22 protein-coding genes are annotated in these 23,728 nt (G+C 61.4%); 5 read left to right on the forward strand and 17 right to left on the reverse strand.

Going from position 1 to position 23,728, the window contains the following annotated elements; translation table 11 throughout:
- Positions 1 to 3: 3 nt before the first annotated feature.
- Positions 4 to 825 carry a CHAD domain-containing protein gene (locus tag AC1ECK_RS06985; RefSeq protein ID WP_480317275.1) on the reverse strand — a complete coding sequence of 274 codons (822 nt, stop codon included), beginning with the start codon at positions 823 to 825 and terminating at the stop codon, positions 4 to 6.
- A 424-nt stretch (positions 826 to 1,249) separates the two neighbouring features.
- Here AC1ECK_RS06985 and AC1ECK_RS06990 point away from each other — a divergent pair, with 424 nt between their 5' ends.
- A complete protein-coding gene (locus tag AC1ECK_RS06990) occupies positions 1,250 to 2,704 on the forward strand; it encodes an alkaline phosphatase family protein (protein WP_480317277.1) in 1,455 nt (484 codons plus the stop codon).
- Positions 2,705 to 2,755: 51 nt separating this feature from the next.
- On the opposite strand, the gene AC1ECK_RS06995 is transcribed toward AC1ECK_RS06990, so the two are convergent.
- Positions 2,756 to 3,061 carry a putative quinol monooxygenase gene (locus AC1ECK_RS06995; RefSeq protein ID WP_480317279.1) on the reverse strand — a complete coding sequence of 102 codons (306 nt, stop codon included), beginning with the start codon at positions 3,059 to 3,061 and terminating at the stop codon, positions 2,756 to 2,758.
- Positions 3,062 to 3,172: 111 nt separating this feature from the next.
- Here AC1ECK_RS06995 and AC1ECK_RS07000 point away from each other — a divergent pair, with 111 nt between their 5' ends.
- Positions 3,173 to 4,132: a GlxA family transcriptional regulator gene (locus tag AC1ECK_RS07000; RefSeq protein WP_480317281.1), complete on the forward strand. Its 960-nt coding sequence runs from the start codon at positions 3,173 to 3,175 to the stop codon at positions 4,130 to 4,132.
- A 35-nt stretch (positions 4,133 to 4,167) separates the two neighbouring features.
- Here the strand turns inward: AC1ECK_RS07000 and AC1ECK_RS07005 are convergent, their stop codons facing one another.
- The gene (locus AC1ECK_RS07005; RefSeq protein ID WP_480317283.1) at positions 4,168 to 4,749 is read right to left on the reverse strand and encodes a TetR/AcrR family transcriptional regulator; all 582 of its coding nucleotides are present in this window, start codon (positions 4,747 to 4,749) and stop codon (positions 4,168 to 4,170) included.
- Positions 4,750 to 4,972: 223 nt separating this feature from the next.
- Here AC1ECK_RS07005 and AC1ECK_RS07010 point away from each other — a divergent pair, with 223 nt between their 5' ends.
- A complete protein-coding gene (locus AC1ECK_RS07010) occupies positions 4,973 to 5,749 on the forward strand; it encodes an SDR family NAD(P)-dependent oxidoreductase (RefSeq protein ID WP_480317285.1) in 777 nt (258 codons plus the stop codon).
- A gap of 17 nt (positions 5,750 to 5,766) precedes the next feature.
- On the opposite strand, the gene AC1ECK_RS07015 is transcribed toward AC1ECK_RS07010, so the two are convergent.
- Positions 5,767 to 6,150: a hypothetical protein gene (locus tag AC1ECK_RS07015; protein WP_480317287.1), complete on the reverse strand. Its 384-nt coding sequence runs from the start codon at positions 6,148 to 6,150 to the stop codon at positions 5,767 to 5,769.
- Between AC1ECK_RS07015 and AC1ECK_RS07020 the strand changes: the two genes are divergently transcribed.
- Positions 6,149 to 6,772 (forward strand): ABC transporter ATP-binding protein, encoded by a 624-nt coding sequence (locus tag AC1ECK_RS07020; RefSeq protein WP_480317289.1) that lies wholly within the window; start codon positions 6,149 to 6,151, stop codon positions 6,770 to 6,772. The genes AC1ECK_RS07015 and AC1ECK_RS07020 overlap by 2 nt on opposite strands.
- Before the next feature lie 72 nt (positions 6,773 to 6,844).
- Here AC1ECK_RS07020 and AC1ECK_RS07025 read toward each other — a convergent pair whose 3' ends face one another.
- From AC1ECK_RS07025 to AC1ECK_RS07060, 8 genes are all read right to left on the reverse strand, one after another.
- Positions 6,845 to 7,255, reverse strand: a complete 411-nt coding sequence (locus AC1ECK_RS07025) for a DUF2000 family protein (RefSeq protein ID WP_480317291.1) — start codon at positions 7,253 to 7,255, stop codon at positions 6,845 to 6,847.
- A gap of 143 nt (positions 7,256 to 7,398) precedes the next feature.
- Positions 7,399 to 8,235, reverse strand: coding sequence for an AraC family ligand binding domain-containing protein (locus tag AC1ECK_RS07030; RefSeq protein ID WP_480317293.1), 837 nt, complete (start codon positions 8,233 to 8,235; stop codon positions 7,399 to 7,401).
- Positions 8,236 to 8,249: 14 nt separating this feature from the next.
- Positions 8,250 to 9,536, reverse strand: coding sequence for a sugar efflux transporter (locus tag AC1ECK_RS07035; protein WP_480317295.1), 1,287 nt, complete (start codon positions 9,534 to 9,536; stop codon positions 8,250 to 8,252).
- Positions 9,537 to 9,718: 182 nt separating this feature from the next.
- Positions 9,719 to 11,677 carry a beta-galactosidase gene (locus AC1ECK_RS07040; protein ID WP_480317297.1) on the reverse strand — a complete coding sequence of 653 codons (1,959 nt, stop codon included), beginning with the start codon at positions 11,675 to 11,677 and terminating at the stop codon, positions 9,719 to 9,721.
- An 80-nt stretch (positions 11,678 to 11,757) separates the two neighbouring features.
- Positions 11,758 to 12,609 (reverse strand): carbohydrate ABC transporter permease, encoded by an 852-nt coding sequence (locus AC1ECK_RS07045; protein WP_480317299.1) that lies wholly within the window; start codon positions 12,607 to 12,609, stop codon positions 11,758 to 11,760.
- 9 nt (positions 12,610 to 12,618) lie between these two features.
- On the reverse strand, positions 12,619 to 13,521 hold the full coding sequence (locus AC1ECK_RS07050; RefSeq protein ID WP_480317356.1) for a carbohydrate ABC transporter permease: 903 nt from the start codon (positions 13,519 to 13,521) through the stop codon (positions 12,619 to 12,621).
- A 79-nt stretch (positions 13,522 to 13,600) separates the two neighbouring features.
- Positions 13,601 to 14,842: an ABC transporter substrate-binding protein gene (locus tag AC1ECK_RS07055; RefSeq protein WP_480317301.1), complete on the reverse strand. Its 1,242-nt coding sequence runs from the start codon at positions 14,840 to 14,842 to the stop codon at positions 13,601 to 13,603.
- 68 nt (positions 14,843 to 14,910) lie between these two features.
- Positions 14,911 to 16,065: an ABC transporter ATP-binding protein gene (locus AC1ECK_RS07060; protein ID WP_480317303.1), complete on the reverse strand. Its 1,155-nt coding sequence runs from the start codon at positions 16,063 to 16,065 to the stop codon at positions 14,911 to 14,913.
- Positions 16,066 to 16,298: 233 nt separating this feature from the next.
- On the opposite strand from AC1ECK_RS07060, the gene AC1ECK_RS07065 reads away from it, so the two are divergent.
- Positions 16,299 to 17,327: a LacI family DNA-binding transcriptional regulator gene (locus tag AC1ECK_RS07065; RefSeq protein ID WP_480317305.1), complete on the forward strand. Its 1,029-nt coding sequence runs from the start codon at positions 16,299 to 16,301 to the stop codon at positions 17,325 to 17,327.
- Positions 17,328 to 17,484: 157 nt separating this feature from the next.
- On the opposite strand, the gene cyoD is transcribed toward AC1ECK_RS07065, so the two are convergent.
- The 5 genes from cyoD to AC1ECK_RS07090 all read right to left on the reverse strand — a co-directional run bounded on the left by cyoD (position 17,485) and on the right by AC1ECK_RS07090 (position 23,191).
- Positions 17,485 to 17,817: a cytochrome o ubiquinol oxidase subunit IV gene (gene cyoD / locus AC1ECK_RS07070; protein ID WP_480317307.1), complete on the reverse strand. Its 333-nt coding sequence runs from the start codon at positions 17,815 to 17,817 to the stop codon at positions 17,485 to 17,487.
- Entirely contained in the window at positions 17,818 to 18,426 is a 609-nt protein-coding gene (gene cyoC / locus AC1ECK_RS07075; protein ID WP_480317309.1) for a cytochrome o ubiquinol oxidase subunit III, read from the reverse strand.
- Positions 18,426 to 20,417 (reverse strand): cytochrome o ubiquinol oxidase subunit I, encoded by a 1,992-nt coding sequence (gene cyoB / locus AC1ECK_RS07080; RefSeq protein WP_480317311.1) that lies wholly within the window; start codon positions 20,415 to 20,417, stop codon positions 18,426 to 18,428. Before cyoB ends, cyoC begins: the two co-directional genes overlap by 1 nt.
- A 3-nt stretch (positions 20,418 to 20,420) precedes the next feature.
- Positions 20,421 to 21,314, reverse strand: coding sequence for a ubiquinol oxidase subunit II (cyoA, locus tag AC1ECK_RS07085; RefSeq protein ID WP_480317313.1), 894 nt, complete (start codon positions 21,312 to 21,314; stop codon positions 20,421 to 20,423).
- A 329-nt stretch (positions 21,315 to 21,643) separates the two neighbouring features.
- Positions 21,644 to 23,191, reverse strand: a complete 1,548-nt coding sequence (locus AC1ECK_RS07090) for a complex I subunit 4 family protein (RefSeq protein WP_480317315.1) — start codon at positions 23,189 to 23,191, stop codon at positions 21,644 to 21,646.
- Between the last annotated feature and the right edge of the window lie 537 nt (positions 23,192 to 23,728).

Consider the following 23,728-nt stretch of genomic DNA (forward strand, 5'->3'; position numbering starts at 1 on the left):
GCGCTAGCCTTCCTTGCGCAATGTCTCGTGGACGCGATGCATATGATCCGAGGTCTGCTTTTGCAGGTACGCAATCGCTTCCTTGACCCGCTTCTCCTCGCCTAGCTGGAACGCGTACTCGCGAAGCAACGCTTCGCTCGTCACCTGGTCATTCAGCGTGCCGAGTTCATCCTGCACCACGGTGAGGTGTTCGATCACAGCCTGGTGGCCGCCGTCCAGAACCGGCGCAAAGAACTGCAGCAGGTAGCGCAGTTTTTTCCCCGCAATCCTGACCTCGTGAAGCGCACCGTAATCCGATTCGTCCGCTGAGATCGCCCGTTTCACGCGCTTTTTCAAGGCCTTCTCGGCAACTTGCACACGCTCTTCTGCAAAGCCTGTAACAGGCTGGCCGGCACCGTGCACCTCGAGTTGTGCACGGGCGGCGGCCACCGCCTGCTGCAGGATCCGCTCGACCCCCGCATTGCCGATTGCCCTCAGGCTGAACGACAGAGCCTCGGCGCGGTGCGCCACGATAGCGTCGATCAGCCAGCTAAGCGAATGCTTATTCGATGGCGCGGCGGCCGCCATCAGTTCGTGCAGGACATCCCAATCGCGCGTCTTGCCGGCGGCGTCCGCCAGCGCCTTGAACTCGCGGCGTTGCAATTTCGCGTCGTGTTTGTCGAGTAGCGGGTCGTACGCCCACCAGAGGGTCCGCAAGCGGCGCATCGCCACCCGAAGCTTGTGCAGATCCTCGGGAGCGGCCCCCGCATCGAGCCTGCGTACTCTGTCTAATGCCTCCCCACAGATCGACTGGGCGAGCAGCACGAACGTGTCGGCAACCGTCATTGATGCGTCGATCAGCCCGGTGCGGCCAGGACTGACAGCGGGCAATGCCGGACGGGGGTCTACCGATTCGGCGGCAACCGGACGAGTGCTCATGATGAGGTGTGTGCCTTTTGGGCCGTGGTTGTTTTCAATGCTACAACGCGCAACCGCTGCGGCCAAACGGAATAAGGTCCGCCAGCATGAGCCAGATCAGAACAGCCGGCCTCAGCGATGTCTCAAGCATTATCGCCGCGTGACATCAAAAGGTAATGTACTCGTGGAGCGTTTTGGCCTCGCAAAGCGAAAACAACGATCTGACGAACCTGCCGCGAAGCTCGATGTCGAAGCCTCGGAATGTGTGTATGTGGAAAGCCGCAACGCTTGCAACGTGCGTTCCACGCCATGCATACCGGGTATCGAAACGACATCAACCAAGGAGTTCTCTATGGCTAACCAGCTTGGCGAAATTCAGCATATCGTGGTCCTGATGCTGGAGAACCGTTCGTTCGATCATATGCTAGGTTTTCTTTATGCGGACCGGCAAAATCAGTCGCCTGCGGGCCAGCCTTTCGATGGGCTGACCGGCAACGAATCCAATCCTGCTTCTAACGGCGAAGCGGTCAAGGTGTACGCCATTCAGGCGAGCGACAGCAACGCCTATTTTCAACCCGGCGCCGACCCCGGCGAAGGCTATAGCGCAACCAACTCGCAGTTGTTCGGCACGGTGGCCGCACCCTCGCCGCCGGTCGCCACCAACCAGGGTTTCGTGACCGATTATGCGTATACGCTTGGCTGGGAATCGAAGAAGCCGAGCTGGTCGGTGTTACCGGGCACGGTTGCCTCGGACATCATGGGGATGTTTACGCCCGAGATGTTGCCGGTGCTCTCGGGGCTTGCGCGCGGCTACGCGGTGTGCGACCAATGGTTCAGCTCGGTGCCGACGGAGACCTTGCCGAATCGCGCGTTCGTGTGCGCGGCGACAAGCCAGGGGCACATGGACGACAAAACCAAGACCTATACCTCGCCGAGCATTTTCGGTTTGCTGTCGCAACACAATCAAAGCTGGGCCATCTACGGTTACAACCAGTCGCCGCTCACGCGGCTCAACTTCCCGGACACGACCCACGCGTCCGACGATCACTTCGGTCTGTTCACCGATTTCCAGGCCGCCGCGAAAAACGGCACGCTGCCCGCTTACACGTTCCTTGAGCCGAGTTGGGACGCCGCCGGCAACAGCCAGCATCCCAACTACGATGTGGCCTTGGGCGAGCAATTGATCCACGACGTGTACTACGCCTTGCGCAGCAATCAGGCGCAGTGGAACAAGACGCTGCTGATCATCACCTACGACGAGCATGGCGGCTGCTACGACCACGTCGCACCGCCCTCGGGCGCCGTGCCGCCGGACAGCTCGGCGGGCGAGTACGGTTTCGACTTCACGCGTTTCGGCGTGCGCGTGCCGACCGTGCTGGTCTCGCCGCTGATCGCGCCAGGTACGGTGTTCCGCGTTCCGGCAGGCACGATGCCGCTCGATCACACTTCCGTCCTGAAGACGGTCGAAACCCGCTGGGGCCTGCCCGCTCTGACGGCGCGCGATGCCGCCGCAGCCGACGTGGGCGACGCGCTGACGCTCACCACGCCGCGCAGCGACGATCCGCTGGCTTCCGTGACCGTGCCGAAGTCGGGCGGCAACAACAGTGCGGCAGAGCAGCCCTCGCATCTGCAAGAGGTACACGCCGAACTGGTGTCGCGCTTGCCGGTGCCGGATGCACAAGGCGGCACCTATCACCAGATGCCGGCTTTGCGAACCAACGCCGATTACGCGCATTACATTACTTCGCGTACCGAAGCATGGCTTGCGAGCCGCAAGTCGCTCGATACCGTGCATCCACACGGTTGAATGAAGTGAAGCAATGCGAGCGCGGGCAGACTGCCGGCCCGCGCGTCGCACTCAAGCGAGCTGATTCTTCAGGCCGAGCACCTCGATCTTCTCGATGCTCGGCGGCGCCACGAACAACTCGTCGGCCCGGGCCATCAGCGCCTGGGCAATCGGCCCTTCGAGGTGAGCCTGGCGGCCTGCTTCATCGGTAAACGCATCAAACACCCCAAAGGTGCGCTCCGAGAGCTTCAGGGCAAACCAGATGGGCGTGGCGGCTTCCTGATTCGCCAGCGCAAGCCCGGTTTCCAGAAATGCAGCGACCTCCGGCTCCTTGCCGGGCCTGGCTTCAAAACGTGCGAAAAGTGCGTACTTGATCATCGTCGTGCTCCGTCTTCAAGGGTATCGCAACGTTTGCGACAGAAGCCACTTTACAGCGCGGACGGCATCTGGGATGCTGGCAAGATTGACATCTTTGGTATCGATCTCGCCATGAACATCACGGTCCTCGCGCTTGAGGGAGTCTTCGATACGGGGCTCGCCATCGTGCTCGACGCATTGAGTACGGCCAACGAGCTTGCGGCCATGCACGGGTGGCCGAATCCGCCGTTCACGGTGTCCATAGCCGGCACGCGGCGCAGGGTAAAAAGTTCGCAGCGCCTGAGCGTGCCGGTGCTGCCGCTCGCCGAATGCCCACAGCCCGATCTGGTGATCGTGCCTGCCCTCGGCTACAAGATGCCTGACGCCTTGCAGGAGGCGTTGGCCCGCGCGGATGTCGTCGAAGCCTGTGAGGCGCTGCGCGGCTGGGCAGCGGCTGGGGTACGCATCGCCGCCGCCTGCGTCGGCACCTTCGTGCTTGCCGAGAGCGGCCTGCTCGATCGGCGCGATGCCACCACCACCTGGTGGCTCGCGCCGCTGTTCCGGCAGCGCTACCCTGCCGTGCGCCTCGACACGAGTCATATGCTCGTGAACGCCGGCGCCTTCGTTACCGCAGGCGCGGCCTTCAGCCATATCGACATGACGCTCTGGCTGATTCGCCAAAGCAGTCCGGAACTGGCCGCGCTGGTTGCCCGCTACCTGGTGGTGGACTCGCGGCCGTCGCAATCGGCCTACATCATCTCGGATCATCTTGCGCACTCCGACCCGCTGGTCGAGCGCTTCGATCGCTGGGCACGCCAGCACCTGACCGATGGCTTCAATCTGGAGCTGGCCGCAAGCGCACTGGCAACCAGCAAACGGACGCTGGCGCGGCGCATTCATGAGGTGTTGGGCAAGACGCCCGTGACTTACGTGCAGGACCTGCGCATCGAGCAGGCCGTGCATCTGCTGAAGACCAGCAGCAACAGCGTTGACAGGATTGCCAACCTGGTAGGTTACGCGGACGGCGTGACGTTGCGTACGCTGCTGCGACGCCGTTTAGGCAAGGGCATACGCGAGATCCGGGCGGCATAAGCAGACTACACGAGCCGCCATCCGGACGCCCTGACTTAAGGTCTCGCCCTATCCTGGCTCATCACCACTGCGAGTGACGAAGAGAGAATCGAGCGGGCCAGTTGGTCATCGTCCACGGCACGCGCCAGCGTAATCGCGCCCACGATCGTCGCGGCGATGCCAAGCGCAGACGTTTCATCCTCGCAGGATGCGGCCTGCGCAACCCGCGCTGTCAGTTTGCGCAGATACTTCGTCAACAACGCCCGGACATCGGCGCTGGCGTGCCGCGCCTCGCCGGCCAACGCACACAAGGCACAGCCATTGCCAGGATTGTCGAGGTGCTGCTCGTTGAGAAAAACCTCGGCGATCGACTGCAGCGCCGTGTCCGCGCGCTCGCCGGCATTGACGGCGCGCGCCGCCATGCGCTCCTCGCTCTGTTTCAGCGCGTACTCGAGCGCTTCCACGATCAATGCATCGCGCGACGAAAAATGCCCATAAAACGCGCCGTGCGTCAGGCCTGCGCTGCGCATGCAGTCCGCCACGCCGAGCGCTTCGATGCCGTGCTCGCGAATCTGGCGCGACGCGTTCTCCAGAACGCGTCGCCGGCTCTCAGCCTTTTGTGCCTGCGAATAGCCCATTTTTCATCCCTTCCTTGCATCGCTGACGCTTGACAATCTGCATGACGGGCATAATACTGAAATTGTGCATGACGATCAACATGCAGATTTCGGATGTTGACGATGCTCGTGCGGGTTCAACTGCGGTTGCCGTCCGGCGCCGCGCAACAGGTCTCAGGCTCTCGCGGCGCGAACCTCCGTGGCTTTGACCACTATGTCGCCGCGCCTATACAGGAGAAGGAAGATGCGTTTTACCGGGAAAACAGCGCTCGTCACGGGCGGCAATAGCGGAATTGGCTTTGCAGCGGCAAAGCGTTTGGTCGCCGAAGGCGCCCGGGTGGTGATCACCGGCCGTGATAGCGCCAAACTCGACAGCGCGCTGTCCGAACTCGGACCCAATGCGCTTGGCATCCAGGCCGATCTCGACGATCCGGCCGCCATCGACGCCATGATTCAACAGATCAAAGACGCCTACGGCTCGCTCGACATCGTGTTCGCCAACGCCGGCATCTCGGGCCCGACACCGCTCGGCAGCACGACCGCAGCCGCGTTCGAAGCGGTTCTGCGTACCAACCTCACCGCGGTCTTTCTCACGGTTCAGGCAGCCTTGCCGCTGATGAGCGCCGGCAGCTCGATCATTCTGAACGGCTCGGTCATGCGCGAACTCGGCTCGCCGGGTTCGGCGGCGTACTCCGCGACCAAGGCAGGCATCACCGGAATGGCGAAGGTATTTGCGGCCGAACTGGTGACACGCGGCATCCGCGTGAACACCGTAATCCCCGGCGCCACGCGCACGCCGATCTGGACTCGCGGAGCGCGAGCCGGCGCGACCCTTGATGGGACTGAAGAAGCGCTCGCACCGGGCATTCCGCTCGGCCGTCTCGCGGAGCCGGAAGAAGTCGCTGCGGCTGCGCTATTCCTCGCCTCTGACGATGCTGCGGGGATTACGGCTGCGGAAATCGTCGTCGACGGCGGCACGACCGGCGCGCCGTGGGGTTCGAAGAAGTTCCGTAAATCGTAGTACGTCAGGCAGGAAGCCTAATTGTTTTCAGTTGGGCTTCGCCCGCCGCAGGCGCTCGATGCAAGCGTTGAGCGGCGGGCAAGAGCGGATCGGATGCCATTAAGCGGACTGCATTGAAAGCGCAGTCCGCCTTGGCGGCGCGCGCCTTCGGCGTACCCATGGATATCGCGGCGCCCACGGAGGACGCGCGCTTGATGGCATATAGCCTGCTCGGTGAAGCGCAGCGTTGATCCTGAGAAGCCGTTCGAGCAAAGCACCGCTTTACGAAGCAGGTTCCGCAGGATATCGTCGCGCTGCGGGACGTTCAGATCGATCGAAGCGAGTAGCATCGGGGCGACGGCGACTGGACTCGCCTCTGCCTCACGGCCCATTTTCTTCGTCTGACAATCTGGATCATTCATGCTTCGATTCGAGAACCTGTGCAAACGCTACGGCGAGCACACGCTCTTTCAGGGACTGCGTTATAACGTGGACGCGGGGTGTATCGCACTGAACGACGAATCCGGCAGCGGCAAGTCGACCCTGCTTGGCATCATCGCTGGGGAAATCGAGCCCGACGCCGGCGAGGTCTGGCTCGCTGGGCATTCGCTGCGTACGGCGCCGCTCGCGGCAAAGTCCGCGCTCGCTTACATACCCGAAGACTGTCTCGCGGATTCGCTGCAGACCGGGCGGGCGTTTCTGGAAGGCGTCGCCGCGCAGTGGAACACCGCGCTCGATACCCGCACGCTCGAACTGACCGACCGCTTCGGCCTGACGCCGCATCTGGAGAAGCGCTTCGAGCAAATGTCGTTCGGCACGCGCAAGAAAATCTGCCTGACTGCAGCGGCGCTCGGCCGGGCGGCCGTCGTCATCGCGGATGAGCCGGGCGGCGGCCTGGATGCCGCCGCGCGTATTGTCCTGGTCGATCTGTTCAAGGAGCTGGGGCGAGACCGTGTGGTGTTCTTCACGAGCTACGACACGGCGCTGACGAGCGCTTGCGAGGCAACAGCGATCAGCTTTGCGGATCTTGCTGCGGGCGGCTGAGCGGCAGGCCGGACGCAAAGCGATGCGTACCAACCCGCTTCTCGCGGCGGCGAGTACGATAGCCCGCCCACATCACGGATGCAGCGACAAACCCTTGACGGCCTTGTCGACCATCTTCCTCGGCCCGCGCAGTGCGATCCCCACCAGGTCGGGCCGGTCTGCGGGCTCGGCATGGAATGCAACCCGGTTGTCGTCGTCGTTGCCGGTGGAAAACATCGCTTTCACGTAGACGGCAAGCGTCAACTCTCTTTGCTGGCCCTGTTGAAACGCCCTCAGCAGTCCGGCTGCGTCACCGCCATAGATCATGATGGGCTGCCCGAGCAACGCTGCATATTGCCTGCCATTCGCGTCCGCATACGGTTTGCCAATCGCCTCGGGAGCCGCCGCAGCAATCCCGGTTGCCAGAAACGCAGTGACATTGAGCTTCTGCCACGACGCCAGGTCGTCACGCACCACCAGCGCGACTTTGGTATCGAACTCCATCCCTTCCATTCCTTTGCCAATTCACGTTGATTCATCCTGCGGGCCTTGGTGGCCGCGAGGGTGACACGGTGCGAAACCTCGCTACGCAGGCGCTGGCGGTCCCGTCGGACCGTTTCCCGGAAAGACTAATCGTAGTTCGGCGCTCAGTCTGGAAGGTTTGTGCAACGCTTGCTGTAGCGACTCGGCGTCAGTCCGTAAGCGCGCCGGAACCAGCGGCCGAGGTGGCTCTGATCGGCAAAGCACAGCGCATGCGCGACCTCGGCCGGCGCCACGCCTCGCGCCAACCATTGGCGCGCTTTGGCGAGCCGCAATTGAATCAGATAGGCATGCGGCGCAAGCCCGAAGCTGGCCTTGAAGGCACGCGTCAGGCGAAAGCGGTCGACTCCGCAGATCGTTGCCAACTCATCGAGCCCAATATCGTCATGCAGATGTGCCTGCAGACATTCGCGCGCGCGTCGTGCGACTTCAGGCAAACGAGGATCGCGCTCATGATGCAAACGCCAACCGAGGTGGCGGCTCAGGCTGTCGAGCAAGCTGTCGGTGGCTGTCTGCCGCGCAAGCTGGGACTCTTCGCTGCGCAAGACGCGAAACAACGTCGCAATCGCCGTAGCGAACGTCATATCGTCGATCAGGGTGGCAGGGAACTGCGGCTGGCCCGTGACCGGCACCTCATCGGACCAGGCTCTCAGCTCCCGCGTGAGCCAATCCGGCTTGAGGTACAGCATCGAGTAAGTGAAGCCGCCCTGCGCCGGAGCATGGCCGTCGTGGATATCGCCGGGCTCCAGCATGAACACATGACCCGGCGTGCTATGGAGGCGCGCCCGGCGGCAATCGAACTGTTGCACGCCTTGCTCGGTAAAGCCGAGTAGATATGCGTCATGCCAGTGTGGATCGTAGGCGTGGCCTTCGAAATGCGCACGTAGCGTTTCTATTTCGGTGCTGGCGTGCCGGCGTAGATCGACCCAGTTGCGTGCGGCCATCACTGCCTCGCCCCCTATCGGTTAGCCCACCAGTCCTGAACATTCTGCGCCATCCGCCGCCACGGCGGGTCCGCGAACAGGATCAGCGCGCCCAGTGCGAGGCAGCCGCAAAACAGGAACGTGCCCCTGTAGCCCACCCCCGCAACCAGCAACCCGGACAGCACCCCCGAGAGGATCGAGCCGACCCGCGCCGAATTGAAGAACAGCGCCGTCGCCGCGCCCGGCGAGCGCGGCATCAGATCCTGCACGTAGGTCATGCCGAGGCACGAGGTCACGGCCACCACGAACGCGTTGAGCGCCTGCATCGGAATCAGGAACGAGACGGAACCAGCCGCCGCCACGCAGATGAAATACAGCATGTGCACGCCGGCGCACGCAGCCAGCCAGCGCAGCTTGTTCAACGTCGCGCCACGCGCGCCTAGCGCCAGCATCATCGGGATTTCGAGGAAGGCGCCCAGGCCGAGCATGATCGACACGTCGATGCGCGTGCCGTGCAGCCCATGGACGACGTACAGCGGCAGCACGATCATCGTCGCGTTGGCGGCAAGACCGATCAGCGTCAGCGCGAGCACCGAGCGCCAGATGACGCGCGACGGCGCCACCGGATGGACGAAATCCGGCTCGAGCGGCACCTCCGGCTCGACCGTCGTGACCTCGAGCGATGAAGCGGGATCACCGGGAACATGATCCGCCACGCTGTGCAATTCGCCACCCGGCGCCTCATGCATGCGCCAAATGATCGCGCCGCAGGCGGCGAAGCACGCCGCTGCGAACAGGAAAAGCCCGTAGAAGCCGGTGCCGGCCAGCACCAGCGCGCCCACCGAGGGGCCGAACACCCACGCGACCGACAACACGGTCCGCAGCGTCGCGGTGGCAAAGGTCCGCTCGGATTCGCTCGTCACCGGCAACGCGGCGCGGCCGAACGAGAAGACCAGCGAGAGCGCCGAGCCGCCCGCACCGAGAAACGCGATCCCAATTATCAGGAGCGCCCGGTAATCGCGCACGAAACACAGCAACAGGAAACCGAGTGCCGCCGCGCCCAGCGCCGCCAGCAGCAGCGTACGGTGATGGCCGTGGCGATCGGACCACTTGCCGGCCCAAGCGCTCGCCGCCACCCCGCTCGCGGCGATCAGCGTCATGAAAAGTCCCAGCCTGAGCGGCGTCATCTCGGCTCGCTCGACCCCGAATAGCGACAGGTACGGGGCAGTGAAAGACATGGCAACCCCGAGCATCAGGGTCGCGCCCGCCAGGGACATGAAAGACGGAATGCGCGTGAGGCTGACGAGCCGGGAGTAGTTCATCGATGACGCGAAGTAATGCGCACTGCATACGCTTCGCGTGAAATCCGCTCAGCGCACACAGTTGGCAATCGGCAAGGGGACGCGCACCGATATCCCAAACAGGCGGCCGGTACGACGCACGGGTGAACCGGCAGTATGCCAAAGCTTGCTGCAACGTGTTAGCACGCCGGTTGCCGATGTCTTCACATTTCGACCCATGCCGCCACGTCGGACGGTCCCGTTTCGCGGCCGCCCAACAAGAAACGCGCGCCCTCAGGAGCGGGCACTCGCCAGGCCGTGTCGCCGTAATTGAAGGCGAAGCAGACGTTGCCGAGGCGGCGCAGACGGCCACCCTCCGGCAATGTCAGCACCTCGATCCCGGCGTCGCGCACACAGCGTTCGAGCACCGCGCGCTGCAATGCGGAGTCGAAACAGGCCGTCGCCATATGAACCCGGCCGGCCTGCAAAACAGCGGGCACGCCGTCGTCGAACGACGCGATCACCGCCACACCCGGACCCGGCTCCACGTGGTCGCGCCAGCTTCTGCCCTCCCCTTGCACTCCGTCGAACGTCGCCTGTGGCCGCAGTGTTGGGCGCAACGATTCGCTTTGCGACACCCGCACGTCCAGCACGGCTTGCAGCGGGCCGGGCGGCAGCGTGGCGGGGATGGTGAAGTCCGCGGTCTTCGAACCTGTGCGCGGCCCGAATAGCCAGTGCCCATCGCCGCGCTGAATCTGCGCGACCAGCGCTGTGGGAACGACCGGCAACGAAGGCGCGACGACCAGCCGGTAGCCGCTCAGATCGGCGGTGGCCGGCAAAATATCCACATCTACCCCCATCTCGCGCAGACACGAGTACCACTCGAACACCAGCCGCTGATAATCGAAATCGGCGCCGTGGCGCTGGATCTGCACGATCCAGTCTGCGGGATAGTCGAACAGCAGGGCCACGAGGGCGCGCTTCGCTTCGCTTGCCGCGGCCGGATCAAAGGCAACCAGTTCACGTGCCACACGGGAGATTTCGTGACCGCCGGCGGTCAACCTGTCGTCCGGCGCGTTGATGCCCGAATGCATCTGCTCCTGCGCGAAAGGCGCCTGGCGCCAGCGGAAATACGACACCAGTTCGGCGCCATGCGCGAACGCCTCCCACGTCCAGAGACGCGCCATGCCCGCCTTGGGCACCGGGTTATACGGCGCCCAGTTGACCGGTCCGACCTGCTGCTCCATCACCCACATGCGTCCCTTGCCGACGCCACGATACAGATCGTGATTGAAGGCCGGAATATCCGGATGCCCAGTGCGTGCCCAGCGATGCTTGTCGGCCTCGTCGAACCACAGGACTTCGGTGCGCGGCAGCGGATAGCTGTCCCACGCGGCGACATCCAGCCCGCTCTGGGCGAATTCGTAATGGTCGAAGCTCGTGAAAAAACCCATGAAGTTGTGCAGCAGGTCACGCCCCGGCGCATGCTCGCGAATCAGCTCGCCCTGCAGCGCATGGAAGCTCGCCACCTCGCTCGACATGAAACGCCTGAAGTCAAGCCAGTGGCTCGGGTTCGCATCGGTGGGCGTGAGGTTCGGCAGGCCGATTTCGTCGAAGCTACGATATTCCATGCTCCAGAACACGTTGCCCCATGCTGCGTTCAAGCGCTCCACTTCACCGTAGCGCGTGGCAAGCCATTTGCCGAAGCGCACGCGCGCCGCCTCCGTGTAGGTCGGCGAGGTGTCGTGGCAAGCCAGTTCGTTATCGGTTTGCCAGGCGATCACCGCGGGATGCTTGCCGTAACGTTGCACCATCTGCGCCACGATGCGTGCGCAATGCTCGCGATACACCTCGCTCGAAATATCGTAGTGACGCCGCGAGCCGAACTTGAGCGTGACGCCCTCCTTGTTGACCGGCAAGATCTCGGGATGCAGTTCCACCAGCCACCTGGGCGGCGTTGCCGTCGGCGTGCCGAGAATCACCTTCAGGCCGTGTTTCGCCAGCGTGTCGATGGCGGTATCGAGCCATGCCCATTCGTAGCGGCCCGCTTCGGGCTCCATCCTGCTCCATGCAAATTCGCCGATGCGCACACGGCTGATGCCCAATTCCGCCATCCGGCGCGCATCGCTCTCCCATTGATGCTGCGGCCATTGTTCGGGGTAATAGCAAACTCCTAAATGCATGGTGCTCTCGCTCGACGTAGTGAGGTTTGTGTTCCTGGTGGTGTGGCTCAAGGTGATGCTGGCCGGCGCGGCTCGCGACGCTATCCCTTGGTGGCGCCAAACGTGAGGCCGGTAACGAAATGCTTCTGCATCGCAAAGAACATCGCGACCGAGGGTAATGCGGCGAGCACCGAGCCGGCGGAGACGAGATTCCACGACGTCGTCCACTGCCCTCGCAAAGCGGCGACACCCACGGTGATCGGCGCCGCGTCGTCGCCTTGCGTGAGGCACAGTGCCCAGAAATAGTCGTTCCACACAAACGTGAAAACGAGGATGCCGAGCGCCGCGATGGCCGGCCGCACCAGCGGCAGCACGATGCGTGAATAGATCGCCCATTCGCTCGCGCCTTCCACGCGCGCCGCTTCGATCAATTCATATGGCAATGCGCGGATGAAGTTGCGCAGGAACAGCGTGCAGAAGCCGGTCTGAAAAGCGGTGTGAAACAGCACCAGCCCTAAGACCGTGTTGTACAGGCCGAGATCGAGCGTCAGTTGCCGCACCGGAATCATCAGGATCTGCACCGGCACGAAGTTGCCCGCCACGAAAATCGCCAGCACCAGCAGATTGCCGCGAAAGCGGTAGTTCGCGAGCGCGTGCCCCGCCATCGACGCCAGAAAGATCGACACCGCCACCGAGGGCAACGTGATCAGCACGCTGTTCCAGAAGTAATGCAGCATCGGCGTTTGCGTGAGCGCCGTGCCGTAGTTTTCGACCAGCGCGAAATGCTCGGGCCAGCCCCAGTAATTGCCGGCGGAGAGTTCGTCGCTGGAGCGGATCGACGTCACCAGCACGGCGAGCAAAGGCAGCAGCCAAAGCAGCAAGGCGCACGGTAGCGAGAGTTTGTAGAGCAGGCGGCTGCCCGGCCGCCAGCGGGAAACGGGCATCGGATACATGTCGGTTCCTCAGGATTCGCTGCGCACGAGACGCCGCAATTGCCACACGATAAACACCAGCATGATCAGGAACAGCACCACCGCAATCGCCGCGGAATAGCCTTCGCGGTAATACTTGATTGCCTGGTCGTACATGAAATAGGCCAGCACGGTCGAACTGTCGAACGGACCGCCGCCGCTCATCACCGAGATCAGATCGAAGCTGCGCAGCGCGCCGATCACAGTCAGCACGACGGCCATGAAGGTGGCGGGTCGCAGTTGCGGCAAGATAACGTGCCACAGCAGCGTGAAACCTTTGGCGCCTTCCATGCGGGCCGCTTCGATGACTTCGCTGTTGATGCCGGTAAGTCCAGTCAGATAGAGAATCATGCAGAACGGAATCTGCGGCCACAGAGCGGCGAAAATGATCCCATAGGTCACGTAACGCGGATCGCCAAGCACCGGTACGCCGTGGCCCACGATCAGCTTCAGCAAGCCGAAGGTCGGGTCGTAGAACCATCCGAACACGAGACCAACCACCACGCCCGGCAACACGAATGGCGCAAAGAACAGCGACTTCACGAGGCGGATGCCACGCACGCTCTGATTCAGATACAGCGCGAACGCGAGACCACAAGGCGGCGCGAGCAAAAACAGCACGAGCCAGATGACGTTGTTCTTCAGCGCCGTGTAGAACGTGTCGGAGTGCAGCAGTTCACGGTAGTTATCGAGTCCCGCGAAAGTCCTAGGCGTCATGCCGTCCCAGTGATAGAAACTCAGCACGATGCTGCTGATCACCGGGTAAATCACATACAGCGCAAACAGCAGGCCGCCCGGCAGCAGAAACAGCAAGGCCGTGCGATTGCGCCGGCGGCTCAACGGCGCCGGCGCCCGGTAGCGCTCGCGGCCGATTGGCGCGGCTTTGTCTGACATAGTGGTGGACACGTTCAGGTTCCTCGTCCGGATGCAGGTTGCCGGATTGCGGTTCAGCGCAATCCGGCCATGCCGTGGTCTACTTCTTGTAGATCCGTTGGCGGAACTGTTCGAGCCGGTTCAGGATCTGGTCGAGCTGGTTCGGGTCGCTATAGAACTGCTGCATCCCCTTCATGCCCTCGTCGGCCATTTCCTTGGTCATGTCGCGGTCGTAGAACTGCGCGACACCACCGGGCGTGCTCGACAGAATCTGAAAGCCGATCTTCGAGATCGGGTCCTGCGGCTCCGGCGCCTGGTTGTTCGACGGCAACTGCCCCCAACCCTTCGCGAGTTCGCCGTTGATCTGAGGCTGGGCGATAAAGGCGAGCAGCCGGTGCGCGTCCTTCTTGTTGCTGGCCTTCGCCGGGATCATCAGGATGTTGACCGGACCGTCTTCGGCCATCGGCACGGCCGGGTCGATCACAGGGAAGCGGAAGTAGCCCATCTTGTCGCGCGTGGACGCCGGCAGGCCTGCCGCGAAGAACGTCCCCATCAGCATCATGGAGGCCTGACCGTTGACAAGCAGCGGGCTCACCGAGTCGACGTCATAGGAAAGCGCGTTATCGACAAAGTACTTGTCGTCGATCAGCGTCTTCCACGCCGCGTAGACCTTGCGTACGCGTGGATCGGTATAGGCGATGTCGCCCGCCATCAGTTGCTCGTGGAAAGCGTAGCCATTGATGCGCAGGTCGAGGTAGTCGAACCAGGCTGCAAGCGTCCATGAGTCCTTGGCCGGCACGGCGATCGGCGCAATGCCGGCGGCCTTCAGCTTCTTGCAGTCGGCGAGAAACTCATCCCACGTCTTGGGTTCGCTCGTGATGCCCGCCTTTTCGAACAGGTCCTTGCGATAGAAGAAGCCATACGAGTCGTAGCCGAGCGGCGCGGCATACTGCTTGCCTGCATACGTCGAAGGCGGCTTGACCGCGGCATAGGTCTGGTTCCAGCCGTCCTTCTGCCAGTCGGAAGTCAGGTCCTCGAGCAGGCCGCGTTTGGCGAAGTACGCCATGCGCTCGCCGTTGTGCCAGCTCAGCACATCGGGCGGATCGGTCGCGAGCCAGCCGGACATCTGTACCTTGTAGGCCTCCTCGCCCACATAGGTCACTTTCAGATCGACATCCGGATTGGCTTTCTCGAACTGATCGAACGCGTCTTGCCACACCGCGCGCTGATTGCCGCGCGCCGATACGGTCACCCTCAGCGTGGCGGCATCCGAGTAGCTTGCAGCGGCCATCGCAAGACATGCGATACCCGTCAGTAAGAACTTCCCAGCTCTGAATTTCATGGTTGTCTCCAATCTTCAATTTATGGTGGCGGCCGTCTGACGCGAACCGCCGGGTCACGGCTAACCAGCTAGTGAAGCGAGGCGTGGCGCGCGACGGCTACCGCATTGCCGCTTGCGTCGAACAGATGAGACGAGCCGGGCGAAACCAGCAACACATGCCGCTCGCCTGCACGCACGGTACTGCTGCCGGGCGCCTTGGCGATCAGCGGACGCCCGCCTCGGACATCCAGATGCACATACGTCAGTTCGCCCAGTTGCTCGATGAAGGCCACTTCGCGCGTAAGAGCCAAGCCGGCTTGATCCGCTTGTGGCTCCGCGATAGTCAGATGCTCCGGGCGGACACCCAGCGTGACGCGCACTCCAACCTGCAATGACGCTTCGATCGTGCGGCCGGGCAAAGCCAGCACTTCCCCGCTATCGTCGAGCTTGATATCGACGCGCGATCCGGTCGTCGCCAACACCTGTGCCGGCAAAAAATTCATCCGCGGCGAGCCGATAAAGCCCGCCGCAAACAGATTGGCCGGCCGGTGGTATAGATCAAGCGGGGAGCCGATCTGTGCGATGCTGCCGAACCGCGTCATATCCTCACCGGCGCGCAGCAGCACAATCTTGTCGGCCAGCGTCATCGCTTCGACCTGATCGTGGGTGACGTAGACCGAACTGGCTTGACCGAATCGCTCGTGCAGACGACCGATTTCGATGCGGGTCTGCGCGCGCAGCGTGGCGTCCAGATTGGACAGCGGCTCATCGAACAGAAATGCTTTGGGTTCCCGAACAATCGCCCGGCCAATCGCCACACGCTGCCGCTGGCCGCCGGACAGAGCACGCGGCTTGCGTTCGAGCAATGATTCGATCTGCAATACGCGTGCCGCTTCATTGACGCGGCGGCGAATTTCGTCGTTTGAAACCTTCGCAATGCGCAGGCCAAAAGCGATGTTCTCGAACACCGACATGTGAGGGAACAGTGCATAGCTCTGAAACACCATCGCTACGCCCCGCGCTGCGGGCTGCACTTCGTTCACACGCTGTCCGCCGATCTTCAACTCGCCCTCGCTCACATCCTCGAGGCCCGCAATCAGTCGCAGCAGCGTGGATTTCCCGCAGCCCGACGGCCCGAGAAATACGCAAAACTCGTGCTCGCCGATATCCAGATTGACGTCGCGCAGCACAGGTGGATGCTCGCCATACGCCTTCGAGATGTTTCTAAGGGAGATTGCCGTCATGACTTTTCCAGTTTCCGGGTTATGGGTCGCAAAATTTAAGCGCTTAAATTTTTCGCCGGAAAAGTCGTTGTTTGAATTACCATGTCTTCCTCCTGTGTCTGAACGTGAAATTAGCCGAGCTGTTCGCGACACGCAACCCTTACGACAACGTCTCAATATATGGGCGAAACACCAGCAACGCGAGCCTCAGCAGCCGTTCACTGCTCGTTTACCCTCGCCGCGGTGGGCCTGGCATGGTGACACTCGCTGAAGTCGCACAACGTGCGCAGGTCACGGCGGCCACAGTCTCCAACGTGTTACGCAATCCTCAGAAGGTGAAGCCGACCACCGTCGAACGCGTCATGGCGGCCGTGCGCGAACTCGGTTATCGCCCTAACCTGACGGCCCGGGCGCTAGCCGAGGGGCGCACGTCCACGCTCGCGTTGATGCTGTCGAATATCTCGAACCCGTTCTATCCGGAGTTCGTGCTGGAGGCTGAAACCGCCGCACGGCGACGTGGCTATTTTCTGCTCGTATGCAACACGGACGACAATCCGGCCATCGCACGTGCGTATCTCGACAAGATCGCCGGCACGCTGGCGGCTGGGGTGATTGTGATGAACACCGACGTCAGCGCCGGCGAACTCGCAGAGGTTGCGCAGCGCGGCTCGCCGCTCGTGCTGTGCATGTGGGAGAGCGCGCAGGCGATCCGTGCGTTGCCTTGCGTCACGGTGGACTATACGCATGCGGGCGGCCTCGCCGCTGCGCATCTTTACGAACTCGGTCATAGAAGGATCGGAGCGCTGCTGGGGGAAGGCTCGGGTGGCCCGCAATCGGCACGGCTCGATGGATTTGTCGCGGCACTGGCTGCCCGCGGGATCGCCGCCGACGCGGTGAAGGTGCGTGCCTGCCGGGACTCGATCGAGGCAGGCTACGAGGCCGCCCGCGCGCTGCTTGGCGAGCAGCCGAAACTGACGGCGCTGTTCGCCACCAATGACCTGATGGCCATCGGCGCCATCCAGGCGGCAACGGACCTTGGCCGGCGCGTGCCGCAGGATCTGTCGGTGATCGGACTGACCAATATCCATCTCGCGCACCAGTTCCGGCCGGCACTGACCACGGTTGGCTTTCCGACCGCGGCGATCGCATCGATTTCGGTCGCGCTGACGATCGACCGGATCGAAGGCGTCAAGCCCAAACGCGATGCGTACAAGGTCCCGCTGTCGGAGCTGGTGATTCGCGATACCACGGCACCGGCCCCCAAGGCTTCACGCCGGAAGTGACTGCGAGGACGCGCCGCTTACGGAGCGTCTGAAAATTCTGCCTTCGCAGGAACGGGACGCTCGCAATGCAAAACGGCCCCTCGATGAGGGGCCGCTCTAGCTGCTCTCAAGGTGGTCCGGGTTTCGTCATCAATCGAAACCCGGTCACCTTGCGCGCTTAACGCGACATCATGTTCATGCTGACGTTATGCATGATCCACAACGAGCCGACAATCAGAATGACGGCAGTCAGCACGGTAAAGCCGAACGCCATCACGTTCCAGCGCTGTGCCGACGAGGTGTTCATATGCAGGAAGAACACCAGGTGCACGACGATCTGCACGAACGCCAGGCCGGCAATCGCCAGCAGCGCGGTACTGCCGGTCAACGAACCGGTCATGATGATGCCGAATGCCGCTGCAGTCAGCAGGACGGACAGGATGAAGCCGGCCGTGTAGCTGCCAAAGCTGCCATGGCTCTCACCCGAGTGAGCGGTATGGCTATGATCCATTTAAATCACACTCGTAAGGTAGACAAAGGTAAAGACACCGATCCAGACGATGTCCAGAAAGTGCCAGAAGAGGCTCAGGCACGTCAGACGTGTCAGCTCACGCTCGGTCAGCTTGGGACTGCGGATCACCTGCACGCTCAGGACGATCATCCACAGCAGGCCGAACGTCACGTGCAAACCGTGCGTGCCGACCAGCGTGAAGAACGACGACCAGAACGCGCTGCGATCCGGACCGGCACCCACCTCGATCAGGTGTGCGAATTCGCGCAGTTCGAGCACGAGGAACGACACGCCGAGCAGGAACGTCACCGCGAGCCAGCCGAGCAACATGCCCTTCTTGCCCTTGTGCGCGCCGATCATGGCAAAGCCGTACGTAATCGAGCTCAACAGCAGCGCGGCTGTTTCCAGCGCGACGCCCGGAATCTCAAACAGGTCCTTGGCGGTCGGGCCACCGGCGAACTGGTGGCTCATCACTGCGAAAACCGCAAACAGCGAAGCAAAGATGATGCAGTCGGTCATCAGGTACAGCCAGAAACCGAACACCGATTGCGATGGCACGTGGTCCGCGTCGTGATGGACGTCGTGCCCTAAAGTAGTCGTTTGTGACATTAATCCACCTCTGCCAATTCAAGCGCATTACCAGCGCTACGCCCTTCTTCGATCTGACGAACCGTATCGGCGGGAATGTAATAGCCGTGGTCGTCGCTGAAGCTATGGACGATAACCGTACCGATCGCCCCAACGATGCCGACGATCGCGAGCCACCAGATGTGCCAGATTGCTGCGAAGCCGAGCACCAGGCTGAACATGGCGATAAAGATACCGGCGCTCGTGTTCGACGGCATGTGGATGTCGCGATACACCGGCTTGCTCTGCGCGCCCTTCGCGTTCTTCTTCATCTCCGTGTACGCATCGAGTTCATGCACGGTCGGCACGATCGCGAAGTTGTAGACCGGCGGCGGCGAGGTCGTCGACCATTCCAGCGTACGGCCATCCCACGGGTCACCCGTCAGGTCACGGTTTTCCGGCAGATTACGGTCGCGAATGCTGACGAAGATCTGCAGCAGTTGGCACGCAATACCGATAGCGACCAGGACGGCACCCACTTCAGCCAGCAGCAGCCACGGGTGCCATTGCGGGTTGTCGTAGTGATTCAGACGGCGCGTCATGCCCATGAAGCCGAGCACGTAAAGCGGTGTGAACGCAACCCAGAAGCCAACCTGCCAAAACCAGAATGCGGCCTTGCCGAGCTTTTCGTTCAGCTTGAAGCCGAACGCCTTCGGGAACCAGTAGTTGAAACCAGCCAGATAACCGAACAGCACGCCACCAATGATCACATTGTGGAAGTGAGCAATCAGGAACAGGCTGTTGTGCAGCACGAAGTCCGCACCCGGAATCGCCATCATCACGCCGGTCATGCCGCCGATCGTGAAGGTGACCATAAAGCCGAGCGTCCACAGCACCGGCGTCGAGAACTCGAGGCGGCCCTTGTAGATCGTGAACAGCCAGTTGAAGACCTTCACGCCGGTCGGAATCGCAATGATCATCGTCGCGATGCCGAAGAAGGCATTCACGTCCGCACCCGAACCCATTGTGAAGAAGTGGTGCAGCCACACGAGGAACGACAGCACCATGATCGCGCAGGTCGCATAGACCATGGTCTTGTAGCCGAACAGCGGCTTCTTCGCATACGTCGCGATGACTTCCGAGAAGATACCGAACGCCGGCAGGATCAGGATGTACACCTCCGGATGGCCCCACGCCCAGATCAGGTTCAGATACAGCATGGCGTTGCCGCCGCCTTCATTCGTGAAGAAGTGCATGCCGAGGTAACGGTCGAGGCCGAGCAGCGCCAGGGTCACCGTCAGGATCGGGAACGCAGCCATGATCAGCACGTTCGTGCACAGTGCCGTCCACGTGAACACCGGCATCTTCATGAACGTCATGCCAGGTGCGCGCATCTTGACGATCGTCACGAAGAAGTTGATACCGGTGAGCAAGGTGCCGATACCCGAGAGCTGCAAGCTCCAGATGTAATAGTCGACCCCCACGCCTGGACTGAACTTCAGCTCCGACAGCGGCGGATAGGCCAGCCAGCCGGTCTGCGCAAATTCACCGATCACGAGCGAGATGTTGATCAGGATGACGCTGACTGCCGTCATCCAGAACGACAGCGAGTTCAGGAACGGGTATGCCACGTCGCGCGCACCGATCTGCAGAGGCACGATCAGGTTCATCAGGCCCACCATGAACACCATCGCCATGAAGAAAATCATGATGACGCCGTGCGCGGAGAAGATCTGATCGTAGTGATGCGGCGGCAGATAGCCGGGGTTGTGATACGCGATCGCCAATTGCGTGCGCATCATGATCGCGTCGGCGAAGCCGCGCAGCAGCATGATCATCGCAACAACGATGTACATGACGCCAAGGCGCTTGTGGTCAACCGACGTCAGCCACTCGCTCCACAAGTAGCGCCACTTGCCGAGATACGTCACGGTGCCTAGCACCGCCACCGCCGCGATGCCCATCATGGCAGCGGCCATCATAATAATCGGCTCGTGGTACGGAATCGAGTCGAGGGTTAATTTACCGAACATGCGTTACCCCTTGGCCTTGCAGTTGCTGTTGTCCTGCAGATCCAGGACGTTGCCGTTGTTGTAGCGGGCGATGATGTTGTGGAAGAGCTTCGGATCGACCGACGAGAAGTAGGTCACCGGCTCTTTCTCGCCCGGTTGCGACACGACGTTGTAGCGGTTCATGTCGAGGCTGTTCGACGATGCGCGCACCTTCGCGACCCATGCGTTGAACTCTTCAGGCGACTGGGCAAGTGCGCGGAACTTCATGTCCGAGAAGCCCTTGCCGCTGAAGTTGGCCGACTCGCCTGCGTAGTCGCCGGCTTCGTCAGCGATCAGATGCAGCTTCGTCTGCATGCCCGCCATCGCATAGATCTGGCCGCCGAGCTGCGGGATGAAGAACGAGTTCATCACCGAGTCCGACGTGATATTGAAGTTGACCGGCGTGCCGACAGGAATCGCGAGCTGGTTGACCGAAGCGATGCCGAGATCGGGGTAGATAAACAGCCACTTCCAGTCGAGTGCGACCACTTCGACGTTGATCGGCTTGACGCTCGATTCGAGCGGACGGTACGGGTCGAGCTCGTGCGTACTCTTCCAGGTGAGGACGCCGAGGAACAGGATGATCAGCGTGGGGATAGTCCACACCGCGATCTCGATGCCCGTCGAGTGCGACCAGTTCGGGCGATATTCGGCGCTCTTGTTGGACGCGCGATAGCGGTACGCGAACCACAGCGTCATCGCGATGACCGGGATCACGACGATGAGCATGGCCCACGTCGAGGTGGCGATAAGGTCACGTTCCGCTGCACCTACGCTGCCTTTGGGGTTCAACAGATCGAGGTTGCTACAACCTGAGAGCAGAGTTGCCAGCCCGATGGCGGCGGCACTCATGGCCCCTCGTAGAGTCTTTTCTTTCATATCGATTGCCTGCTCTTTACGACTTTAGTGAACATCATCCGACCGCTCTCCATTAATAAGCGGTCGCATAGTAAAGCCCCGTTATCTCGATATAAAGAACTTTTTTTGCAACGATCTCTTGCGAGCCCAAAGCGTGCGACACGTTGCCGCACAGTGCTGCGCAGATGACCAGTGCTTGCCTTATATCAAGCGATACAACGACTGCTAACGCTATGAACCGCGAGCCAGTAACGACCGCACATCCAGGCGGCTGCGCGCGCTTAGTTACAACAAAAACGAGCGCGTCGTGTCCGCTTTGACAGACACGACGCTGCTGACAATCTGTGCAATCAGCCCGGCGCGTGTGTTGCGTTTACCGCAGCACGGGCTTGCAAACGTTCGGCATTTTCGACAGCCGCGGCTTCGACCGGTTGTACCGTGCGATTGGTCTGTGCAAGCAGGCTCGTCGACGACGGGTTGATCGCATCCGTGAACGGCTTCGGATACACGCCGATCGCCAGTACCAGCACAGCCATCGCGCCCAGCAGCACGAACTCGCGCTTGCCGAGATCGGTCAGCTTCGCCACGCGTGCATTGGCAATGGCGCCGAAGATCACCCGCTTGTACATCCACAGCGTGTAGGCCGCGCTCAGGATCAAGGTCAGTGCCGCGAGTGCGCCGATCCAGAAGTTAAAGCCGATCGCGCCCATGAGCACCATGAACTCGCCGACAAAACCAGCCGTGCCCGGCAGGCCGACGTTCGCCATCGAGAACAGCATCACGAAGACCGCGAACTTCGGCATCGTGTTGGCCACACCACCGAAGGCGTCGATCGAGCCGGTTTGCGTACGGTCATGCAGCATGCCCGTGCACAACAGCATCGCGCCGGACACAATGCCGTACGAGATCATTTGCATGATCGCGCCTTCCTGGCCCAGCGGATTGAAGATGAACAGGCCCAGCGTGACGAGGCCCATGTGCGACACGGACGAATACGCGAGAAGCCTGCGGATATCGGTTTGAACGAGCGCGAGGAGGCTCGAGTAGATCACGGCGACCAGCGACAGCGTGATCATTGCCGGCGCGAAGAAGTGGCTCGCTTGCGGAGTAATCGGCAACGCGAAGCGCAGCAAACCGTAGCCGCCGATCTTCAGCATACCCAGCATCACCGCGGCACCAGTCGGACCGTCGAGGTGGACGTCAGGCAACCAGGTGTGCACCGGCCACATCGGCACCTTGACCGAGAACGCAGCAAGGAAGCCGAGGAAAATCAGCATCTGAGGCACGAAGCCCAGTTGCGCGTTGCGCCAGATTTCGAGGTCGAAGCTGTGCGTCTGCGCGAACAGATACAGCATCGAGAGCAGCATCATCAACGAGCCGATCAGCGAGAAGAAGAAGAACTTGATCGCCGCGTACCTACGGTTCTTGTTGCCCCACGTGCCGATCAGCAGGTACAACGGAATCAGCGTCGCTTCAAAGAAGACGAAGAACAGCATGCCGTCCTGCGAACTGAACACGCCCTGCATGAAACCCGACAACATCAGGAACGAGCCGAAGTACTGCGCGCTGCGCATCGTAATCGACTCCCAACCCGCCACCACGATAACGACTGTAGTCAGCGCCGTCAGGGCGATCAGCCACAACGAGATTCCATCTACGCCCAGATGCCACGCGATGTCGAACGAAGGCAGCCACTTCACGTTCTCGACGAACTGCATCGACGTCAGACCGTTCTGGAAACCCATGACCAGCGGGATCACCGGCAAAAGGCCAGCGAGCGCACCGATGAGCGCGAGCCAGCGAGCACGGCCAGGCGAACCCGAGCCCACTCGCAAAACGATGATGCCCGCCACGATGGGGACCCAGATCAGAAGGCTTAGAAGCGGTGCGGATTGCATTTGTTCTATAAAGGGCTAAAGCAGGAAAAACGTCCGGATCAAGGCCGTCAAACTGAAATAATTGAAATATAAATTACATTTCAATTACGCCCGACAGGCGCAGGACTCGATTCGGGGGCCAGGTCAACGCGTCCCAATGACGCACGTACGTCAAGGGTTAACGAGGATAACCTGAAATTAAGATTTTTGCAGCGCCGCAAACACGTGTGTAGCGATTAGTGCAGTAGTCGATAGACTCTATTGCAGACTTAGGTGTTGCGTGCATGCGATGAGATGTGCACTCGCACAAATTTCAGACGTTTTAGACGACAAAATGTCCTGTTTTGGTGCAAGGCGGAGGCAGTTCGAATTGATTAACGGAGTTGAAAGCTAGTGTGGTGTATGGCCGAATTTTAATTACAAATAGAAAGCCTGTAGTCTATCGATACCCACAAAGCTTACAAAACACTTCTCTCACCTATTCTTCAATCCCGGCTTTTGCCGATGCATTTCGCTTGGGTTCCGGAACCCAGATCTTGGACGGTTGCTGTTGATGGT

It is taken from the genome of Paraburkholderia sp. SSBN10T (assembly GCF_056619545.1).